A 17548-nucleotide genomic window follows, 5' to 3' on the forward strand; every position below is an offset into this window, starting at 1 on the left:
GCACGGCAAACCATGACCTCTGGATTCGTCCGGCACCGCCGGAGCAAGCGTGTCATCGCGACCTTCCCGGTCTTCGAGGCCGACCTGCTGCGCTCGCTGGCCGGCCAGCTCGTCGAGCTGCTGCACAACGAGTCGGCCGTCGTACGCACCGAGATGGACCCGCTCGAGGCCCTCCTCGACTTCTCCGGTCCGACGACCGAGCCCGACGACCCGGTCCTGCAGCGGCTGTTCCCGTCGGCCTACCGCGACGACGACGAGGCTGCCGGGGAGTTCCGGCGCTACACCGAGGGCACGCTGCGCGACGGCAAGGCCCGCGCCGCCGCCGCGATCATCGACGCCCTCGAGGAGGCCGGCCTCCCGCCCGAGCCCGACGAGGACATCACGATCGACGTCGAGCTCGACGACGAGCTGGCCCTGACGTGGCTGCGCTCGCTCACCGATCTGCGGCTGGCCTTCGGCACCCGCCTCGGCGTCGAGGAGGGCGACGAGGACTTCTGGGAGTCGTTGCCCGACGAGGACCCGCGCGCGCAGGCCCACCACGTCTACGACTGGCTCGGCTTCCTCCAGGAGACCCTGGTCCGCTCGGTCAGGTGAGCCGGTCGGCCGGCTTGACGGCGAGCACCGGGCAGCGCGCGTCGAGGATGATCCGCTGCGCGACGCTGCCGAGCAGCAGCTTGCCCACCGCCGTGCGGTGACGGACCCCGACGACGATCACCCCGGCGTCCTCCTCGTCGGCCACGCCGACCACCGCCTCGGCGACGTCGTCGACCACGTCGTGCCGTACGACGACCTCGACCCCGTCGCCCTCGATCCGCTCCCGCAGCGCGGAGATCTCCGCGTCGTGGGCGAAGCGGGCGTCGACCAGGCTGGTGCCGGCGGTGGCGTTGACGACGACCAGCCGGCCGCCGTCCCTGCGGGCCAGCGCGACGCCGTGCTCGAGCGCGGCATCGCCGAACCGGTCGGCGCTGTAGGCGACCACGATGGTCCCTCCGGTGGCGTTCATCGCTCGACCAGCTCCCTCTCGTCGCTTCCACGGGTGTCGGTGGGACCGGCCGGTCCCGAGTCCCTGCCGCGCAGGCCGGCGACGGCCATCGCGAGCAGCAGGAGCGCCATGACGGCGTAGACGGCGACGGCCACCGGCTCGCTCCACAGCGTGCTGACGTCGCCCTGCGAGATCTTCAGCGCCGTGCCCAGCTGCTCCTCGAGCTTGGGGCCGAGGATGACGCCGATGATCAGCGGCAGGACGGGGATCCCGAAGCGTCGCATCGCGAAGCCCAGCAGCCCGATCGCGAGCAGCAGCGCGAGGTCGAAGGCCTGGAAGTTGACGCTGTAGGCCCCCAGCGAGGCGAAGAACAGGATGCCGGCATAGAGGTAGGGACGCGGGATCCGCAGCAGGCGGGCCCAGATGGGCGCCATCGGCAGGTTGATCAGCAGGAGCAGGCAGTTGGCGACCAGCAGGCTCGCCAGCAGCGCCCAGACCAGGTCGGGGTGCTCGTCCATCAGGGTCGGGCCGGTGTTGAAGCCGTAGCCCTGCAGCGCGACCAGCATGATCGCCGCCGTGGCGGTCGTGGGCAGGCCGAGGGCCAGCAGCGGCACCAGCGTGCCCGCTGCCGACGCGTTGTTGGCCGCCTCGGGGCCCGCGACGCCCTCGATCGCGCCATGGCCGAACTCCTCGGGGTGCTTCGAGAGCTTCTTCTCCGTCGCGTAGGACAGGAAGGTGGGGATCTCCGCGCCGCCGGCCGGCAGCGCCCCGAACGGGAACCCGTAGGCCGTGCCGCGCAGCCACGGCTTCCAGGACCGCCGCCAGTCCTCCCTGCTCATCCACGGCTGCCCGACGGGGATGATCTCGAGCGGCTTGCGGCGCAGGTGCGCCGCGACCCACAGCGCCTCGCCGATCGCGAACACCGCGACCGCGACGACGACGATGTCGATGCCGTCGGCGAGGAGCGGGTTGCCGAAGGTCAGGCGGGCCTGGCCGGTGCTGGTGCCGACGAGCCCGATCGTCAGGCCGAGGAAGAGCGCGATGAAGCCGCGCAGCTTCGAGGCGCCGAGCACGGCGGTGACCGCAAACAGTGCCAGCAGCATCAGCGCGAAGTACGACGGCGAGCCCAGGGTCACCACGAGGTCGGCGACCGTCGGCGCGACGATCCACAGCGCGACCGTCGCGATGGTGCCCGCGACGAAGGAGCCGATGGCGGCGGTCGCCAGGGCCTGGGCGGCCCGGCCGGCCTTGGCCATCTTGTTGCCCTCGATCGCGGTGATCACCGACGACGACTCACCGGGTGTGTTGAGCAGGATCGAGGTGGTCGAGCCGCCGTACATGCCGCCGTAGTAGATGCCGGCGAACATGATGATCGCGCTGTCCGCTCCGACCGTGTAGGTCACCGGCAGCAGCAGGGCCAGGGTCATGGCCGGGCCGATGCCCGGCAGGACGCCGACGGCGGTGCCGAGCAGCACGCCGATGGCGGCGAAGAGGAGGTTCCCGGGCGTGAGCGCCGTCTGGAAGCCGTCGAGCAGCAGGTCCATCAGAGCACCCCGTCCAGCACGCCGGCGGGGATCGGGATGCCGAGCCCGACGTAGAAGCCGTACCAGGTGGCGACCGACAGGGCGGTGCCGACGGCGAGGTCGCGGACCCAGGTGCGGCTGCCCAGCGCGAAGGCCGCGCCGGCGAACAGCAGGGCACCGGTGATGGCCCAGCCCAGGAGGTCGATCAGCGCGATGTTGGCGACGAGCACGCCGGCGAGCAGGGCGACCGTGCGCACGTCGGTGCCCTGGCTGAGGTCGACGTCCTCGCCGTCCTCGGCCTCCGGACGGTCGCCGCGCGCGGTCGCCACCGCGAGGAGCAGGCCGAGCACGACGAGACCGGCCGCGACGACGTAGGGGATCGCGTAGGGCTGCACGGGCTGGTCGGAGAAGCCGGCCTCGAGCGTCCAGGCGTCGTAGCCCACGTAGGTGCCGACGACCACCAGGAACGCGGCCAGGCCGTACTGCGCCCTGTCGACCAGCGTCGGCGCCACGGGTGTCGTGGTCGGTGTGGTGGTGGTGCTCATGCGAGTCCCAGCTCCTTCAGGGTGTCGGCGACGCGGGCGTCCTGCTCGACGAGGAACTCCTCGAACTCCTCGCCGGTGGCGAAGTTGTCGGTCCAGCCGTTGGCGGCCATCGCCTCCTGCCACTCCTCGGTCTCGTGCATCTCGGTCAGCAGCTCGGTGAGGTAGGCGCGCTGGTCGTCGGAGATGCCGGGCGGCGCGAGGACGCCGCGCCAGTTGGTGAAGACGAGGTCGACGCCGGACTCGGTGAGGGTGGGTGCGTCGACGGTGTCGAGCCGCTCCTCGCCGGAGACCGCGAGCACGCGCAGCTTGCCGTCGGCGATCTGGTCCTCGAACTCCCCGAGCCCGGACATGCCGACGTCGATCTTGGAGCCGAGCAGCGCGGTCGTGAGCGGGCCGCCACCGTCGTAGGAGATGTAGTTGACCTCGCGCGGGTCGATGTCGATGGCGTCGGCCAGCTGCATCGGGAAGAGGTGGTCGGGCCCGCCGTTGCCGGACCCGCCGCCGACGGTCAGGCCGTCGGGGTCCTCCCGCCACGCCTCGACGAGGTCGTCGAGCGTCTCGAAGGGCGAGTCAGCGGGGACGAGGATGCCCTCCTGCTCCTCGACCAACCGGGCGATCGGGGTCATCTCGAGCGGCTTCGCGTCGGACTTGTTGGTGTAGACCGCGCCGACGACACCCAGACCCATGACCATCATCAGGTCGTCGGCGCCCTCCTCGTTGAGGAGGCGCTGCATCGCCACGGTGCCGCTGGCGCCCTGGACGTTCGTGATCTTGAAGCGTCCGGTCAGGTCGTTGTCCTGCATCGCCCGCGCCGCCGCGCGGCCGGTGAGGTCGTAGCCGCCGCCGACGCTGTTGGGGATCATCATCCGCAGGCGCCTGTTGTCGGGGTCGTCCGATCCTCGGGTGACGCCGCACCCGCTCGTCAGCGTGACGAGCGTGAGCACGGCGACGAGCACGACGAGGACGGTCCTCCTCGGTCGACGCGGGTGCATGGGAACCTCCGGGCAGCTCGGGTCGTGACGGTCGTCACGTGCGATCCGTGCCAGCATGGCCATCGGGTGTGGCGGCCGTCACGCTTGCGGACGCAAAGGAGGTTGTGGTCGTTGTGGTCACGCCCGTCCGTCCCTTGAGCCGTCCCCTGAGGTGGCGCAGCGGCGAGCTGACGCTGGCCGCGAAGGTCCTCCTGCTGCAGCTCGCCGTCATCCTGCTGCTCCTCGTCGCCGTGGGTGCGTTGAGCATCCGGCAGTCCAACGCCGACTTCGCCGAGGAGCGCGGCGCTCAGATGACCTCGGTCGCGGAGTACGTCGCCGTCCAGGACACGGTGCGCACCGGACTCGAGGAGGTGCGGGCCGGCGCCGACCGGTGGCAGGTCGCGGCCGACCTGACCTCCTTCGCCGAGCGCGGCCTGCGGCTCTCCGGCGCGACCGACGTGCTGGTCGTCGGCCCGGACGGCACGATCATCGCCGCGACCGACGGCAGCCGGGTGGGGGAGCAGGCCGACCTCGGCGGCGACGAGGTCGGTCACGGCCGCGGCGGCACGACCGACGTCGACGCCGGCGGCGAGCGGCGCGTGGCCGCCCACGCCCCGGTCATCTCCGACGCTCCCGGCGACAACAGTGCCGTCGGCGCGATCGTCGCCGAGGTCGCCTACCCGTCGGTCGGCGACCAGCTCGCGGAGGCAGCGCCCGAGCTGGGCCTCTTCCTCGGCCTCGGCGCACTGCTGGGCCTGGTCGGCACCTGGGTCGTCTCCCGGGTCGTGCGCCGCTCGACCCGGGGCCTCGGGACGACCGAGCTCGCCAACCTGGCCGACCAGCGCGAGGCGCTGCTGCACGCGATCCGCGAGGGCGTCGTCGGCGTCGGCACCGATGGTCGGGTGACGGTCATGAACGACGCCGCCCGCGCCACGCTCGACCTCGAGGCGGGCCCCGAGCCGGTGGGCCGGCCGATCGCCTCGCTCGGCCTCGACCCGCACGTGGTCGCCCTCCTCACCGGTGAGGACGGCGCGGAGGCGCGCGACGCGCTCGCCCTCGTCGGCTCCCGGGTCGTCGTGTTCAACCGCGGCCGCGCTTCCACGGGTGGGCGCGGCATCGGCACCGTCACGACGCTGCGCGACCGCACGGAGCTGGTCTCGCTGCAGAGCCAGCTCAGCTCCAACCTGTCGATCACCGACACGCTCCGGGCCCAGACCCACGAGTTCGACAACCGGCTGCACACCATCTCCGGTCTCGTCCAGCTCGGCGAGTACGACGAGGTCGCCGCGCTGGTCGGCACTCTGACGCGCCACCGCGCCGAGGTGGGGGACCACGTCGCCCAGCGGCTCGCCGACCCCGCCGTGGCCGCGCTCGTCGTGGCCAAGCACGCGGTCGCCGAGGAGCGCGGCGTCACCCTCGAGCTCGACCCCGGGTCGCGGCTCCCGGCACTCGACGGCAGCACCGGCGCCGACCTCACCACGGTGGTGGGCAACCTCGTCGACAACGCCGTCGACGCCGCCGCCGGCGCCGATGACACGGCCGATCCACTGGTGGAGCTGTGGATCCACGCCGACGCGGACGCGGTCCACGTGCGCGTCCGCGACAACGGGCCCGGCATCCCCGACGACCTGCGCGACACGGTGTTCGTGCGCGGCTTCTCCACCAAGGGCGAGGTCCCCGGAGGGCGGGGGATCGGGCTGCCGCTGGTCCGCCTGATCTGCTCCCAGCGCGGCGGCGAGGTCGTCGTCGACGACGCGGCCGCGGGCGGCGGCGGTGGCGCGGAGTTCCGCGTCGTCCTGCCACTGGTGCCCCCGGTCGGACAGGATGGGCGATCGTGACCACCCCGTTGCGCGTGCTCGTCGTCGACGACGACTTCATGGTCGCCCGCATCCACGGCCGTTTCGTCGAGCAGACCGACGGGTTCGAGGTCGTCGGCACCGCCCGCACCGGCGCCGAGGCCCTGGCGCTGGTGGGCGAGCTGCGCCCGGACCTGCTCCTGCTCGACGTGCACCTCCCCGACCTCAGCGGGCTCGAGGTGCTCGAGCAGCTCCGGGGCGCTGGTCAGGAGGTCGCCGTCGTCATGGTCACCGCCGAGCGCGGCGCCGCCGCCGTCCGCGCGGCCCGGCACGGTGGAGCCCTGCAATACCTCGTCAAACCGTTCGAGTACGACGACCTCGCCGATCGCCTGCGCCGGGTGGCGACCACCCTGGCCAGCCTGGCCGGCGAGCCCGGCACGCCGCAGGCGCCGGAGGTCGACCAGGCCACGATCGACCAGGCCTTCGGGACGGGCCGGGCTGCCGCCGTACCAGCAATGCTGCCGAAGGGCCTCAGCGCGGAGACCGCGGACCTGGTGCTCGAGGCCGCGCGGAGCGCGGGCGAGATCTCCGCGTCCGAGGCGGCTGAGGTCGTCGGCCTGTCGAGGGTGACAGCCCGCCGCTATCTCGAGCACTTCGTCGACACGGGCGCGGCGGAGGTCCGGCTGCAGTACGGAGGGACCGGTCGTCCCGAGAGGCGGTATCGGGTGCCGCGGTGAGAGGGTTGCCGCTTAGGCTTGCCTCAGCGCCTGCACGACGACCGCCTCACCTGGGAGCACCGATGACCGCGATCGACGACCGTCTCGAGCCCGCGCCCGTCCGCGCGACGATGAGCGGCGACACCCAGGGCTTCTGGGAGAGACTCGCCCTCGGCCTGTTCATCGCCCTGCCGTTCGTGGCGTTCGTGGCCGCGATCCCCGTCGCCTGGGGCGGCTGGCTCGGCTGGAGCGATGTCGCGATCACCTTCGTGATGTATGCCCTGACCCTGCACGGGATCACGGTCGGCTTCCACCGGCTCTTCACCCACAAGTCTTTCAAGCCCAACCGGTTCGTCAAGATCACCCTGGCGATCGCGGGGTCGATGGCGGTCGAGGGGCCGGTCATCCGCTGGGTCGCCGACCACCGCAAGCACCACAAGTACTCCGACAAGGACGGCGACCCCCACTCGCCGTGGCGCTACGGCAACAGCCTGCGCGGCCTGACGAAGGGCTTCGTGTGGGCGCACGTGGGCTGGCTCTTCGACCCCGAGCAGACGCCGATCGAGAAGTACGCCCCCGACCTCGCGAAGGACCGGGACCTGGTCCGGATCTCGCGCACCTTCTGGGTGTGGGTGCTGACCTCGATCTTCCTGCCGCCGCTCCTGGGCTTCCTGCTGACCTGGTCGTGGCAGGGCGCGCTGACCGCGTTCTTCTGGGGCACGGTCGTCCGGATCGGCCTGATCCACCACGTGACCTGGTCGATCAACTCGATCTGCCACACGCTGGGCGAGCGACCGTTCGCGTCGCGCGACTTCTCCGGCAACGTGTGGTGGCTCGCGATCCCGTCCGGTGGCGAGTCGTGGCACAACCTGCACCACGCGGACCCGACGTCGGCGCGCCACGGCGTCAAGCGCTTCCAGTTCGACACCTCGGCCCGGGTGATCTGGGTGCTGGAGAAGCTGGGCTGGGTGCGCGACGTGCGGTGGCCGACGCCGGAGCGGATCGCCTCCAAGACGGTGACCCCGACGGCCTGATTCATGGCCGGCCCGGTCCACGCACTACCCTTGCCGGGTGCTGCAGATCGACCGGTCGACCCACGACGCCATCGTCGCTCACGCCAAGCGGGACCACCCCGTCGAGGCGTGCGGGATGGTCGTCGGACCGATCGGCACCGACCGGCCCGAGCGTCTCATCGAGATGGTCAACGCAGCCGGCAGCCCGACCTTCTACGAGTACGACTCGACCGACCTGTTGCAGCTCTATCGCGAGATGGACGACCGCGACGAGGAGCCGGTCGTGATCTACCACTCGCACACGGCCACCGAGGCCTACCCGAGCGTGACCGACATCAACCTGGCCGGGGAGCCCGGAGCCCACTACGTGCTCGTCAGCACGGCGGAGCACGGGAATAACGACGGCCCCGTGGAGTTCAGGTCCTACAGAATCATCGACGGCGTCGTGACCGAGGAAGAGGTCTCCGTCGTCGACGTCACCGCAGCAGAGGAGAGCAGCTGACATGGCCATCGAGGTCCGGATCCCGACCATCCTGCGCACCTACACCGGGGGCGAGAAGGCCGTCACCGCCGACGGGGCGAGCCTGAGCGCGCTGATCGACTCGCTCGAGGCCGACCACCCGGGCCTCAAGGACCGCCTGATCGACAACGGTGACCTGCGCCGTTTCGTCAACATCTACATCAACGACGAGGACGTCCGGTTCATCGGCAGCCTCGAGGCCGAGCTCTCCGACGGCGACCAGGTCGTCATCCTGCCCGCCGTGGCCGGCGGAGCCCGCTGAGGCCCGCTGATTCCAATGGTCCGCTACGACAGCCTCATCACCTCGGTCGGCAACACGCCGCTGGTGGGGCTGCCGCGACTCTCCGCGCCCTTCAACAAGCCCGGCCAGCCCGAGATCCGGGTGTGGGCGAAGCTCGAGGACCGCAACCCCACCGGCTCGATCAAGGACCGTCCGGCCCTGAAGATGATCGAGGAGGCCGAGAAGGACGGCACGCTGCGTCCCGGCTGCACCATCCTCGAGCCGACCTCCGGCAACACCGGCATCTCGATCGCGATGGCGGCCAAGCTCAAGGGCTACCGCACCGTCTTCGTGATGCCGGAGAACACCTCCGAGGAGCGCCGCCAGCTGCTGCGGATGTGGGGAGCGGAGATCGTCTCCAGCCCGGCCGCCGGCGGGTCCAACGAGGCCGTCCGCGTCGCCAAGCAGATCGCGGCCGAGCACCCCGACTGGGTGATGCTCTATCAATACGGCAACCCCGCCAACGCGCTCGCGCACGAGGAGGGCACCGGCCCGGAGATCCTCGCGGACCTGCCGTCCATCACGCACTTCGTCGCGGGCCTCGGCACCACCGGCACCCTGATGGGCGTCAGTCGCTTCTTCCGCAAGGCCAGGCCCGACGTCCGCATCGTCGCCGCCGAGCCCCGCTACGGCGAGCTGGTCTACGGCCTGCGCAACCTCGACGAGGGCTTCGTGCCCGAGCTCTATGAGGCCGAGCTGATCGACAGCCGCTTCTCCGTCGGTCCCCGCGACGCGGTGCGCCGCGTGCGCGAGATGCTCGAGCTCGAGGGCATCTTCGCGGGCATCTCCACCGGCGCGATCCTGCACGCCGCCCTCGGCCAGGCCGCCAAGGCGATGAAGGCCGGAGAGGCCGCCGACATCGCGTTCGTCGTCGCCGACGCCGGTTGGAAGTACCTCTCCACCGGTGCCTACGAAGGCACCATCGACGACGCCGAGGACCGGCTCGAAGGGCAGCTGTGGGCCTGAGCCTGCGGCTCCTGCTCGTCGCCCTGGTGGCGGCGCTCCTGCCGAGCGCCGGCGCCCCCGCCCGCGCCGCCGGCGACGAGCCGCTGCCGTCGCTCACGCAGGTCCGGGCCCCCGCCATCGATGGCGTACGACGCTTCGGGCGCACGCTCACCGCCGACCCCGGCCGCTGGCAGCCGACCCCCACGACCGTGCGCTACCGCTGGTACCGCGACGACGTGCTGATCAGCGGCGTCACCTCGCGCAGCTACCGGATCCGGCCCGACGACGTGGGACACCGGATCAGCGTCCACGTCCACGCCGAGGCGCCGTCGTACCGCCGCACGGTGGGGACGGCGCGCACCGGGCTGATCGCCCACCGCGTCGACGTGCGGCGCACCGTCCGCTACAGCGTGCGCTCGAAGGGCCGGGTCCCGGCCGTCCTCGGCACCTTCTCGCGCCTGGCCCAGCAGACCTACGACGACCCGCGGGGCTGGCGCGGCCGCGGCGTCCGGTTCGTCCGAGTGCCCTCCGGTGGCGCGTTCACGCTCTGGCTGGCCGAGGCGCGCACGGTGCCCGGCTTCTCGTCGGGCTGCAGCGCCGAGTGGTCCTGCCGGGTCGGCCGCAACGTCATCATCAACCTGACCCGATGGCGCAACGCCTCCCCGGCGTGGAACCGCGCGGGCGGCTCGCTGCGCGACTACCGCCACATGGTCGTCAACCACGAGACCGGGCACTTCCTCGGGCGCGGACACGTCGGCTGCCCGCGCCGCGGCGCGCCGGCGCCGGTGATGATGCAGCAGTCGAAGGGACTCGACGGCTGCCGGTTCAACCCCTGGCCGACGCTCGCCGAGCTGCGGCGCTGACGGGTCAGCTCCTGGTCAGTTCCAGTGCAGGTCCTGGGCGGCGTCCCAGCGGCTGCCGGGGACGGCATCGAGACCGAGGACGCTGAGGCTCGCGTTGGCCAGCTCGCCGTTGCGGATCGGCTGCCCTGTGGCGTTGACGCCCGGCCGGGTCAGCCCCGGATCGGCCCGCGTGGCGTTGAGGGCATCGAGCCCGGCGTGGCGCACGCCCGCACCCCAGAAGGCGAAGGGGATCCGGTAGTTCTGCCACCGCACCGGCAGCCGCCGTGCGGCGCCACCTCGTTCGACGTACGGCGGTCGCGACTGTCACGGCGGCAGCCTAGTGTCGTCCCGGTGCCGCGACGCGTGATCTCGGTCCCGAATGCGGTCCCGGTGGCGAGGGACGCCGTAGGCTGACCGGGTGCCGCCGCAGGACCCGAACGTCAGCGTTGACGTCGCCACCGACCCCCGTGCGGACGTGGCTGCCCCGATCGGGATCTTCGACTCCGGCTTCGGGGGTCTGACCGTGGCCCGCTCCGTCATCGACCAGCTGCCCCACGAGTCGATCACCTACGTCGGCGACACCGCCCGCCAGCCCTATGGCCCCAAGCCGATCGGGGAGGTGCGGGAGTATGCCCTCGAGTGCCTCGCCCACCTCGTCGCCCAGGGCGTGAAGGCCCTCGTCATCGCCTGCAACTCGGCCAGTGCGGCGATGCTGCGTGATGCTCGCGAGCGCTACGACGTGCCCGTGGTCGAGGTGATCTATCCCGCGACCCGGCGGGCTGTCGCGGCGACCCGCAACGGCCGCATCGGAGTCATCTGCACCCGCTCCACCGCGGAGTCCATGGCCTACGACGACGCCTTCGCCGCGGCGCCCCAGATCAGCCTGACCACGCGCGCCTGCCCCCGCTTCGTCGACTTCGTCGAGGCCGGCGTCACCGGTGGCCCCGAGCTCATCGAGGTGGCGCACGACTACCTCGACCCGCTGACCGAGCTCGGCGTCGACACCCTGATCCTCGGCTGCACCCACTACCCGCTGCTCACGGGCGTCATCTCCTATGTCATGGGGGACGACGTGACCCTGGTCAGCAGCGCCGAGGAGTGCGCCAAGGACGTCTACCGGATGCTGGCCGACACCGGGCTGATGCGGCCGGGCGGCGAGCCGGCGTACTCCTTCGCCACGACGGGTTCGCCGGCCGAGTTCGAGACCATCGGGCGGCGTTTCCTCGGACCCGAGCTGGTGGCGGCCGGACAGTTCGCAGGGGGACTGGCATGAGCAGTGACATCGGTCGTGACCTCGGTCGTGACATGGACCAGATCGCACCGGAGACGACGATGCTGCGCACCTCGGAGCAGATGCCCGAGCGCACCATCCGGGTGACGGTGGTGGGCTGCTCCGGCTCCTACCCCGGGCCCGACTCGCCGGCGAGCTGCTACCTGGTGCAGGCGCGCGACGGCCTGCGCACCTGGAGCATCGTGCTCGACATGGGCAACGGCGCGCTGGGCGCGCTCCAGCGCTACGTCGACCCGCTGCGGGTCGACGCGGTGCTCATCAGCCACCTGCACGCCGACCATTGCGTCGACATGACGAGCTACTACGTGCTGCGCAAGTACCACCCGACCGGCACCCAGCCCAAGATCCCGGTGTGGGGCCCGAAGGGGACGGCGAAGCGGCTGGCCAACGCCTATGACCTCCCGCGGAAGCCGGGGATGCGCGAGGAGTTCTCCTTCCGTGTCTACAAGTTGCCGATCACCGTCGGTCCGTTCACGATCACCCCCTACGAGGTGGACCACCCGGTGCCGGCCTACGGCCTGCGGCTGGAGGCCTTCGACAAGGTCGTCGCCTACAGCGGCGACACCGGACCGATCCCCGTCCTCGACGAGCTCGCGGCCGACGCCGACCTCTTCCTGTGCGAGGCGTCCTTCCGCTCCTGCGACGACAACCCGCCACACCTGCACCTGACCGGCGCGGAGGCCGGGGAGATCGCGACGCGGGCGAGCGTGAAGCGCCTCATCGTCACGCACGTGCCGCCGTGGCACGACGCCCAGGTGATGCTCGGCGAGGCGACCAAGGCCTACGACGGGCCGACCGAGCTCGCTGCCCAGGGCGTCGTCTACGACCTCTGACGGCCTCAGTCAATTGCGTGGCCGGCGTCCCTGACGCAGAGCGCGATCTGCACGCGGTTGGTCGTCTCGAGCTTCTCGAACAGCTTCGAGACGTGGCCCTTGACCGTCGGCACGGACAGGAACAGCTCGGCGGCGACCTCCGCGTTGGACAGCCCGCGACCGACGGCGAGGGCGACGTCGAGCTCGCGCTCGGTGAGCCGCTCCAACCGGGCCTGCGCCTCCTGCGAGCGCCCGTCGCCGGCGTCGGTGCGGACCCGGTCGATCAGGGTGCGGGTCACCGACGGGGAGAGCATCGGGTCTCCGCCGGCGACCTTGCGGATCGCGGCCACGATCTCGACGGGCGCGGTGTCCTTGAGCAGGAAGCCGTCGGCCCCGGCTGCGAGGGCGCCGACGACGTAGTCATCGGCGTCGAAGGTGGTCAGCACGATCACCCGGGGCGGCTGCGGGTCGGCGTGCAGCAGGCGAGTGGCCGCGAGGCCGTCGAGGACCGGCATCCGGATGTCCATGAGCACCACGTCCGGCGTGAGCTCCCGGACCAGCGCGACCCCGGCACGGCCGTCGGCGGCCTCGCCGACGACGGTGACGTCGGACTGACCGCCGAGCATCAGGGTGAGGGCGGAGCGGACCAGCGGGTCGTCGTCGACGATGACGACCCGGATCCGGGCCTCGGTCATGGCGCTCATGATGCCGCCTCCTCGTTCTCGGTCGCCCACGGCAGCCACGCGCGCAGCACGAAGGTGTCGGCGGCGCCGGGAGCCGATGCCTGCTCGACGTGGTGGCTCAGTGTGCCGCCGCGGAGCTCGGCGCGCTCGGCGAGGCCGACCAGACCCAGTCCGGCACCGGGGGTGCGGGTCGGGCCGAAGCCCAGGGCGTTGCGCAGCTTGACCGTGACCCCGTCGTCGGGGGAGCCGGTCACACTGACCCTCAGGGCGGCGGCAGGCGCGTGCTTGCCTGCGTTGGTGATGCCCTCCTGGACCACGCGATAGACGGTCCGGCCCACCGCGTCGGGCAGCCGGTCACCGCCGACGAGTGTGTCGTCGTACGCGATGGTGACGCCGGCAGCACGCGCATCGGCGAGCAGCGCACCCAGGTCGGCGTACGTCGGCTGCGGGCCGGTGAGGGGTCCGGCGCCGTCGGCGTCGCGCAGCACGCCGAGGACCTCGCGCAGGTCGGTGAGGGCCTCGTGGGCCTTGGCCTGGATGACGGCGACGCTGGAGCGCATCTCCTCGGCGCTGAGGTCGTCGCGGAAGGTGAGGGCGCCGGCGTGCATCGAGATCTGCGAGATCCGGTGGGCGAGCACGTCGTGCATCTCGCGGGCGATCCGGGCCCGCTCGGTGGACCGCGCCTGCGTGGCGCGCAGGTCGCGCTCCGCCTCCGCCGTCTCGGCCCGCTGACGCAGGGTCCAGAGCAGCTCGCGTCGGGAGCCGATGTACATGCCCCACGCCAGGGTCGCGGAGACGGCGGCGACCGTCAGCAGCGCGATCAACCACGTCGGATCGCTGGCCGACACGGGTTGGAGCAGGTAGTAGAGCCACGTCATGGCGAGGTTGAGGACGCCGACCACGACGATCTGCCACCAGCGGCGTCGGGTGGCCATCGAGACCGTGGCCAGGGTGATCGCGCCCGCGGCCAGGGAGCTGAGTGGCGTCGCCAGCACTGCGAGGAGGGCCACGGCGAGGGGCCAGCGTCGTCGCCATCCGACGAGCACGAGGACGAGGATCCCCACGCCGAGGTCGAGCCAGAAGAGCAGTGGTTGCTCCTCGGCCTGGGCCTCCATGACCGGCACCCAGACGACGAGCCCGAGGGCGATCGCCAGCAGGTAGCGCCACACGTGGCTCCACCAGCGCAACGGCGGCTGGAAGCTGCTCGGCTCGGGTCTCTCCACGTTGTCGAGCGTAGGGTCTCCGGACGCGTGCACGGCAGCGTCCCGTGGACCGCCCGGGCCCCTACTTTCGTCGGGTCGGGATCGCGTCGCGAGTCCGATGTGTGGACCGGCGCGGGTGAGGCAGGCTGGCGTCATGATCACAGTCGATCGACTCACCGTCTCCTACGGCTCCTTCACCGCCGTCGACGACGTCAGCTTCGTCGCCCAGCCGGGCCGGGTCACCGGCTTCCTCGGGCCCAACGGAGCGGGCAAGTCGACCACCATGCGCGTCATGGTCGGCCTCACCCCGCCCACCAGCGGCCAGGTCACCATCGGGGGCCTTCGCTACCACGACATCCCCAACCCCGGCCGCCACGTCGGCTCGCTGCTCGATGCGTCGGCGCAGCACGCCGGTCGCACCGGTCGCGAGATCCTGACGATCGGCGCGCAGACCATGGGCCTGCCGAAGTCGCGCGTCGACGAGATGCTCGCCCTGGTCGGCCTGACCGACGCGGAGGCCAAGCGCCGCCTGCGCAACTACTCGCTCGGCATGAAGCAGCGCCTCGGCATCGCCCACGCGCTGCTCGGCGACCCGTCGGTGCTCATCCTCGACGAGCCCGCCAACGGCCTCGACCCCGCCGGCATCCGCTGGATGCGCGGACTGCTCAAGGGCTACGCCGACCGCGGCGGCACGGTGCTGCTCTCCAGCCACCTGTTGCACGAGGTCGAGCAGATCGCCGACGAGATGATCCTCATCGGCCACGGCCGGATCGTCGCCCAGGGTGACAAGAAGTCGCTCCTGGCCCACGGTGACGGCGCGGCCACCACGCTGGTGACCTCGCTCGACAACGCCGCGCTGGGCGCCGCGCTCACCGGCGGCGGCCACGCGGTCGAGCCGCTCGGCGAGGGCCTCAAGGTTCAGGCCACCCCGGAGGAGGTCGGCCGAGCCGCCCTCGCTGCCGGCGTCGTCCTCACCGACCTCCGCTCCGGTGGCGCCGGACTGGAGGACCTCTTCCTCGAGCTCACCTCGGCGACGGCCCGCGAGGCCGTGCCCGGCGTCACGCCCACCCCGACCGGAGGTATCCCCGCATGAGCACCGCCACCCCCGTCCCGCCTGTCCCGCCCGTTCCGCCCGCGCCCGTCGGTCCGCCGACCCTCGATCTGGGCAAGAGCGGCCGGACGCCGTTCGGCCGCCTGGTCACGGTCGAGTGGCGCAAGATGGTCGACACCCGCAGCGGCATCTGGCTGCTCGCGATCACGGGCGGCCTGCTGGCCCTCGTGGCAGGTCTCGTCGTCCTCGTCGTGGGTCTCAACGACGGCTTTTTTTCCCGGTGTCGATCCTCGTCCCCGTCTTCGGCATCCTCGTCGTCACCAGCGAGTGGAGTCAGCGCAACGCGCTGACGACCTTCACGCTCGAGCCCCATCGTCTGCGGGTGATGGGCGCCAAGCTCGTCGCGGTCTCGGCGCTCGCGGTCGCCACGATCCTGCTGGCGTTCGTGCTGGGCGCGCTCACCAACCTGCTCTGCGCCGCGGTGACCGGCAACCCCCTGGTGTGGGAGCTCGACGGCTCCCAGCTGCTGTGGACCGTCATCGCCCAACTCGCGTTCTTCGCGATGGGCTACGCCCTGGCCTGCCTGCTGCTCAACACCCCGGGCGCGATCGCGCTGTTCTACGTCGTGGCGCTCGTGCTGCCGCTGGTCGTCTGGGGCCCGCTCTACTTCATCTTCGACTGGGCCAAGGATGTCCTGCCGTGGATCGACATCAACACGGCGCTCACGCCCCTCATGGCCGGCACCGACTTCGCCGGTGATGCTGTCGTGGTCGAGACGATCAACTACCTGCAGGCCGGCTGGACGATCGTCCTGTGGGTCGGCATCCCCGTGACGCTCGGCCTCTGGCGGATCTCGCGGGCCGAGGTCAAGTAGCCCGAGTGCCGTGACGGGCGACCTCCTGCCGCTCCCGGGACGGCAGGGGGTCGCTACGTTGTTTCCATGAGCACCCGCGAGGACGGCCGCGCCGACGACGAGCTGCGCCCCATCAGGATCACCCGCAACTGGCTCGACCACCCGGCCGGCTCGGTGCTGGTCGAGTTCGGCCGGACCCGCGTGCTGTGCGCGGCGTCGGCGTCGGAGGGCGTGCCGCGGTGGCGCAAGGGATCGGGCCTGGGCTGGGTGACCGCGGAGTATGCGATGCTCCCGGCCTCGACCAACACCCGCTCCGACCGCGAGTCCGTCAAGGGCCGCATCGGTGGACGCACCCACGAGATCAGCCGGCTCATCGGTCGCTCGCTGCGTGCCGTGATCGACAACAAGCAGCTGGGCGAGAAGACGATCCAGATCGACTGCGACGTGCTGCAGGCCGACGGCGGCACCCGCACGGCGGCGATCACGGGGGCGTACGTCGCCCTCGCCGACGCCTGCGCCAAGCTCGGTGTCCCCGGCGCCCTCACCGGCTCGGTGGCCGCCGTGAGCGTCGGCATCATCGACGGCGTGCCGCGCCTGGACCTGCCCTACGTCGAGGACGTGCGCGCGGAGACCGACATGAATGTCGTCATGACCGGCGATGGCACGTTCGTCGAGGTGCAGGGCACCGCCGAGGGCGCCGCCTTCGACCGCGCCGAGCTCGACGCGCTCCTGGACCTCGCAACCAAGGGCTGCGCCGACCTGACCGTCCTGCAGCGCGAGGCCCTGTCCTCGTGAGGTTGCTCGTCGCCTCCCGCAACGCGAAGAAGCTGGAGGAGATGCGGCGCATCCTCGCCGAGCACCTCCCCGCGGACAGCGGGCTCGAGGTGGTCGGGCTCGACGACGTCACGCCGTTCGAGGAGCCCGTCGAGGACGAGCCGACCTTCGAGGGCAACGCCCTGCTGAAGGCGCGCGCCGGTGTCGCCGCGACCGGTCTCCCGACGATCGCCGACGACTCGGGCCTGTGCGTCGACGCGCTCAACGGGATGCCCGGCGTGCTGTCGGCCCGCTGGTCCGGCCCGCCCAAGAGCGACGACCGCAACAACGAGCTGCTCCTCGCCCAGCTGCACGACGTGCCCGACGAGCGACGGGGCGCGCACTTCGCCTGCGCCGTCGCCGTCGTCCACCCCGACGGCCGCGAGCTGGTCGTCGAGGGCCGGATGGACGGCGTCGTGATCCGCGAGGTCCGGGGGAGCGGCGGCTTCGGCTACGACGTCCTGTTCGTCGCCGACGACCACCCCGGCGTCACCACCGCCGAGCTCTCGCGCGAGGACAAGGACGCGATCTCCCACCGCGGCCGGGCGCTGCGCGAGATCGCGCCGCTGGTCGCCCAGCTGCTGGGCTGATCCAGGCTGAGCTTGCGTCCTGGGTGCCGGAGGCGGGACTCGAACCCGCACACCCGAAGGCACAGGAACCTAAATCCTGCGTGTCTGCCAGTTCCACCACTCCGGCGGGGTGCTGCTGTT

General features: G+C 71.7%; 22 protein-coding genes and 1 tRNA gene. 15 read left to right on the forward strand and 8 right to left on the reverse strand.

Annotated elements, in window-relative coordinates:
• Positions 1-12: 12 nt before the first annotated feature.
• Complete coding sequence (locus tag E9934_RS00140; RefSeq protein WP_136560826.1) at positions 13-594, forward strand: DUF2017 domain-containing protein; 582 nt, start codon at positions 13-15, stop codon at positions 592-594.
• Here E9934_RS00140 and E9934_RS19875 read toward each other — a convergent pair.
• Genes E9934_RS19875 through E9934_RS00155 form a run of 4 tightly spaced genes read right to left on the reverse strand, consistent with a single transcriptional unit; the run spans position 587 to position 4042 of the window.
• On the reverse strand, positions 587-1003 hold the full coding sequence (locus E9934_RS19875) for a universal stress protein (protein ID WP_193556846.1): 417 nt from the start codon (positions 1001-1003) through the stop codon (positions 587-589). The two genes, E9934_RS00140 and E9934_RS19875, sit on opposite strands and share 8 nt — an antisense overlap.
• Positions 1000-2526: a tripartite tricarboxylate transporter permease gene (locus tag E9934_RS00145; protein WP_193556847.1), complete on the reverse strand. Its 1527-nt coding sequence runs from the start codon at positions 2524-2526 to the stop codon at positions 1000-1002. Before E9934_RS00145 ends, E9934_RS19875 begins: the two co-directional genes overlap by 4 nt.
• Positions 2526-3050 (reverse strand): tripartite tricarboxylate transporter TctB family protein, encoded by a 525-nt coding sequence (locus E9934_RS00150; RefSeq protein WP_136560827.1) that lies wholly within the window; start codon positions 3048-3050, stop codon positions 2526-2528. The genes E9934_RS00145 and E9934_RS00150 overlap by 1 nt, the downstream gene beginning before the upstream one ends.
• Positions 3047-4042, reverse strand: coding sequence for a Bug family tripartite tricarboxylate transporter substrate binding protein (locus E9934_RS00155; protein WP_136560828.1), 996 nt, complete (start codon positions 4040-4042; stop codon positions 3047-3049). The genes E9934_RS00150 and E9934_RS00155 overlap by 4 nt, the downstream gene beginning before the upstream one ends.
• A 134-nt stretch (positions 4043-4176) precedes the next feature.
• Here E9934_RS00155 and E9934_RS00160 point away from each other — a divergent pair, with 134 nt between their 5' ends.
• The 7 genes from E9934_RS00160 to E9934_RS00190 all read left to right on the forward strand — a co-directional run bounded on the left by E9934_RS00160 (position 4177) and on the right by E9934_RS00190 (position 10154).
• Positions 4177-5859, forward strand: a complete 1683-nt coding sequence (locus tag E9934_RS00160; protein ID WP_136560829.1) for a sensor histidine kinase — start codon at positions 4177-4179, stop codon at positions 5857-5859.
• Positions 5856-6554: a response regulator gene (locus E9934_RS00165; RefSeq protein WP_238694660.1), complete on the forward strand. Its 699-nt coding sequence runs from the start codon at positions 5856-5858 to the stop codon at positions 6552-6554. The genes E9934_RS00160 and E9934_RS00165 overlap by 4 nt, the downstream gene beginning before the upstream one ends.
• Positions 6555-6616: 62 nt before the next feature.
• A complete protein-coding gene (locus tag E9934_RS00170) occupies positions 6617-7567 on the forward strand; it encodes an acyl-CoA desaturase (protein WP_136560830.1) in 951 nt (316 codons plus the stop codon).
• 37 nt (positions 7568-7604) lie between these two features.
• Entirely contained in the window at positions 7605-8048 is a 444-nt protein-coding gene (locus E9934_RS00175; protein WP_136560831.1) for a M67 family metallopeptidase, read from the forward strand.
• A gap of 1 nt (position 8049) precedes the next feature.
• Positions 8050-8328: a MoaD/ThiS family protein gene (locus tag E9934_RS00180; protein WP_136560832.1), complete on the forward strand. Its 279-nt coding sequence runs from the start codon at positions 8050-8052 to the stop codon at positions 8326-8328.
• A gap of 15 nt (positions 8329-8343) precedes the next feature.
• On the forward strand, positions 8344-9312 hold the full coding sequence (locus E9934_RS00185) for a PLP-dependent cysteine synthase family protein (protein WP_136560833.1): 969 nt from the start codon (positions 8344-8346) through the stop codon (positions 9310-9312).
• Positions 9303-10154, forward strand: a complete 852-nt coding sequence (locus E9934_RS00190) for a DUF3152 domain-containing protein (RefSeq protein WP_158294872.1) — start codon at positions 9303-9305, stop codon at positions 10152-10154. The genes E9934_RS00185 and E9934_RS00190 overlap by 10 nt, the downstream gene beginning before the upstream one ends.
• A gap of 15 nt (positions 10155-10169) precedes the next feature.
• Here E9934_RS00190 and E9934_RS00195 read toward each other — a convergent pair whose 3' ends face one another.
• The gene (locus E9934_RS00195) at positions 10170-10406 is read right to left on the reverse strand and encodes a hypothetical protein (RefSeq protein WP_136560835.1); all 237 of its coding nucleotides are present in this window, start codon (positions 10404-10406) and stop codon (positions 10170-10172) included.
• 145 nt (positions 10407-10551) lie between these two features.
• Between E9934_RS00195 and murI the strand changes: the two genes are divergently transcribed.
• Together murI and E9934_RS00205 are read left to right on the forward strand one after the other, a co-directional pair.
• Positions 10552-11406 (forward strand): glutamate racemase, encoded by an 855-nt coding sequence (gene murI, locus E9934_RS00200; RefSeq protein ID WP_136560836.1) that lies wholly within the window; start codon positions 10552-10554, stop codon positions 11404-11406.
• Positions 11403-12257, forward strand: coding sequence for an MBL fold metallo-hydrolase (locus tag E9934_RS00205; RefSeq protein ID WP_238694661.1), 855 nt, complete (start codon positions 11403-11405; stop codon positions 12255-12257). Before murI ends, E9934_RS00205 begins: the two co-directional genes overlap by 4 nt.
• 5 nt (positions 12258-12262) lie before the next feature.
• On the opposite strand, the gene E9934_RS00210 is transcribed toward E9934_RS00205, so the two are convergent.
• Both E9934_RS00210 and E9934_RS00215 read right to left on the reverse strand, forming a co-directional pair.
• A complete protein-coding gene (locus E9934_RS00210) occupies positions 12263-12940 on the reverse strand; it encodes a response regulator (protein WP_136560837.1) in 678 nt (225 codons plus the stop codon).
• Positions 12937-14142, reverse strand: a complete 1206-nt coding sequence (locus E9934_RS00215; RefSeq protein ID WP_136560838.1) for a sensor histidine kinase — start codon at positions 14140-14142, stop codon at positions 12937-12939. Before E9934_RS00215 ends, E9934_RS00210 begins: the two co-directional genes overlap by 4 nt.
• A gap of 133 nt (positions 14143-14275) precedes the next feature.
• Between E9934_RS00215 and E9934_RS00220 the strand changes: the two genes are divergently transcribed.
• The 5 genes from E9934_RS00220 (at position 14276) to rdgB (ending at position 17428) form a co-directional block, all read left to right on the forward strand.
• The gene (locus E9934_RS00220; protein ID WP_136560839.1) at positions 14276-15214 is read left to right on the forward strand and encodes an ABC transporter ATP-binding protein; all 939 of its coding nucleotides are present in this window, start codon (positions 14276-14278) and stop codon (positions 15212-15214) included.
• On the forward strand, positions 15211-15522 hold the full coding sequence (locus E9934_RS00225; protein ID WP_136560840.1) for a hypothetical protein: 312 nt from the start codon (positions 15211-15213) through the stop codon (positions 15520-15522). The genes E9934_RS00220 and E9934_RS00225 overlap by 4 nt, the downstream gene beginning before the upstream one ends.
• The gene (locus tag E9934_RS00230) at positions 15453-16046 is read left to right on the forward strand and encodes an ABC transporter permease (RefSeq protein WP_136560841.1); all 594 of its coding nucleotides are present in this window, start codon (positions 15453-15455) and stop codon (positions 16044-16046) included. Before E9934_RS00225 ends, E9934_RS00230 begins: the two co-directional genes overlap by 70 nt.
• A gap of 66 nt (positions 16047-16112) precedes the next feature.
• Positions 16113-16820, forward strand: a complete 708-nt coding sequence (rph, locus tag E9934_RS00235; protein ID WP_136560842.1) for a ribonuclease PH — start codon at positions 16113-16115, stop codon at positions 16818-16820.
• On the forward strand, positions 16817-17428 hold the full coding sequence (gene rdgB, locus E9934_RS00240) for an RdgB/HAM1 family non-canonical purine NTP pyrophosphatase (protein ID WP_136560843.1): 612 nt from the start codon (positions 16817-16819) through the stop codon (positions 17426-17428). Before rph ends, rdgB begins: the two co-directional genes overlap by 4 nt.
• Before the next feature lie 24 nt (positions 17429-17452).
• Here the strand turns inward: rdgB and E9934_RS00245 are convergent.
• A tRNA-Leu gene (locus E9934_RS00245) sits at positions 17453-17534 on the reverse strand.
• Between the last annotated feature and the right edge of the window lie 14 nt (positions 17535-17548).

Source organism: Nocardioides caeni (assembly GCF_004912195.1).
GTDB classification, from domain to species: domain Bacteria; phylum Actinomycetota; class Actinomycetes; order Propionibacteriales; family Nocardioidaceae; genus Nocardioides; species Nocardioides caeni.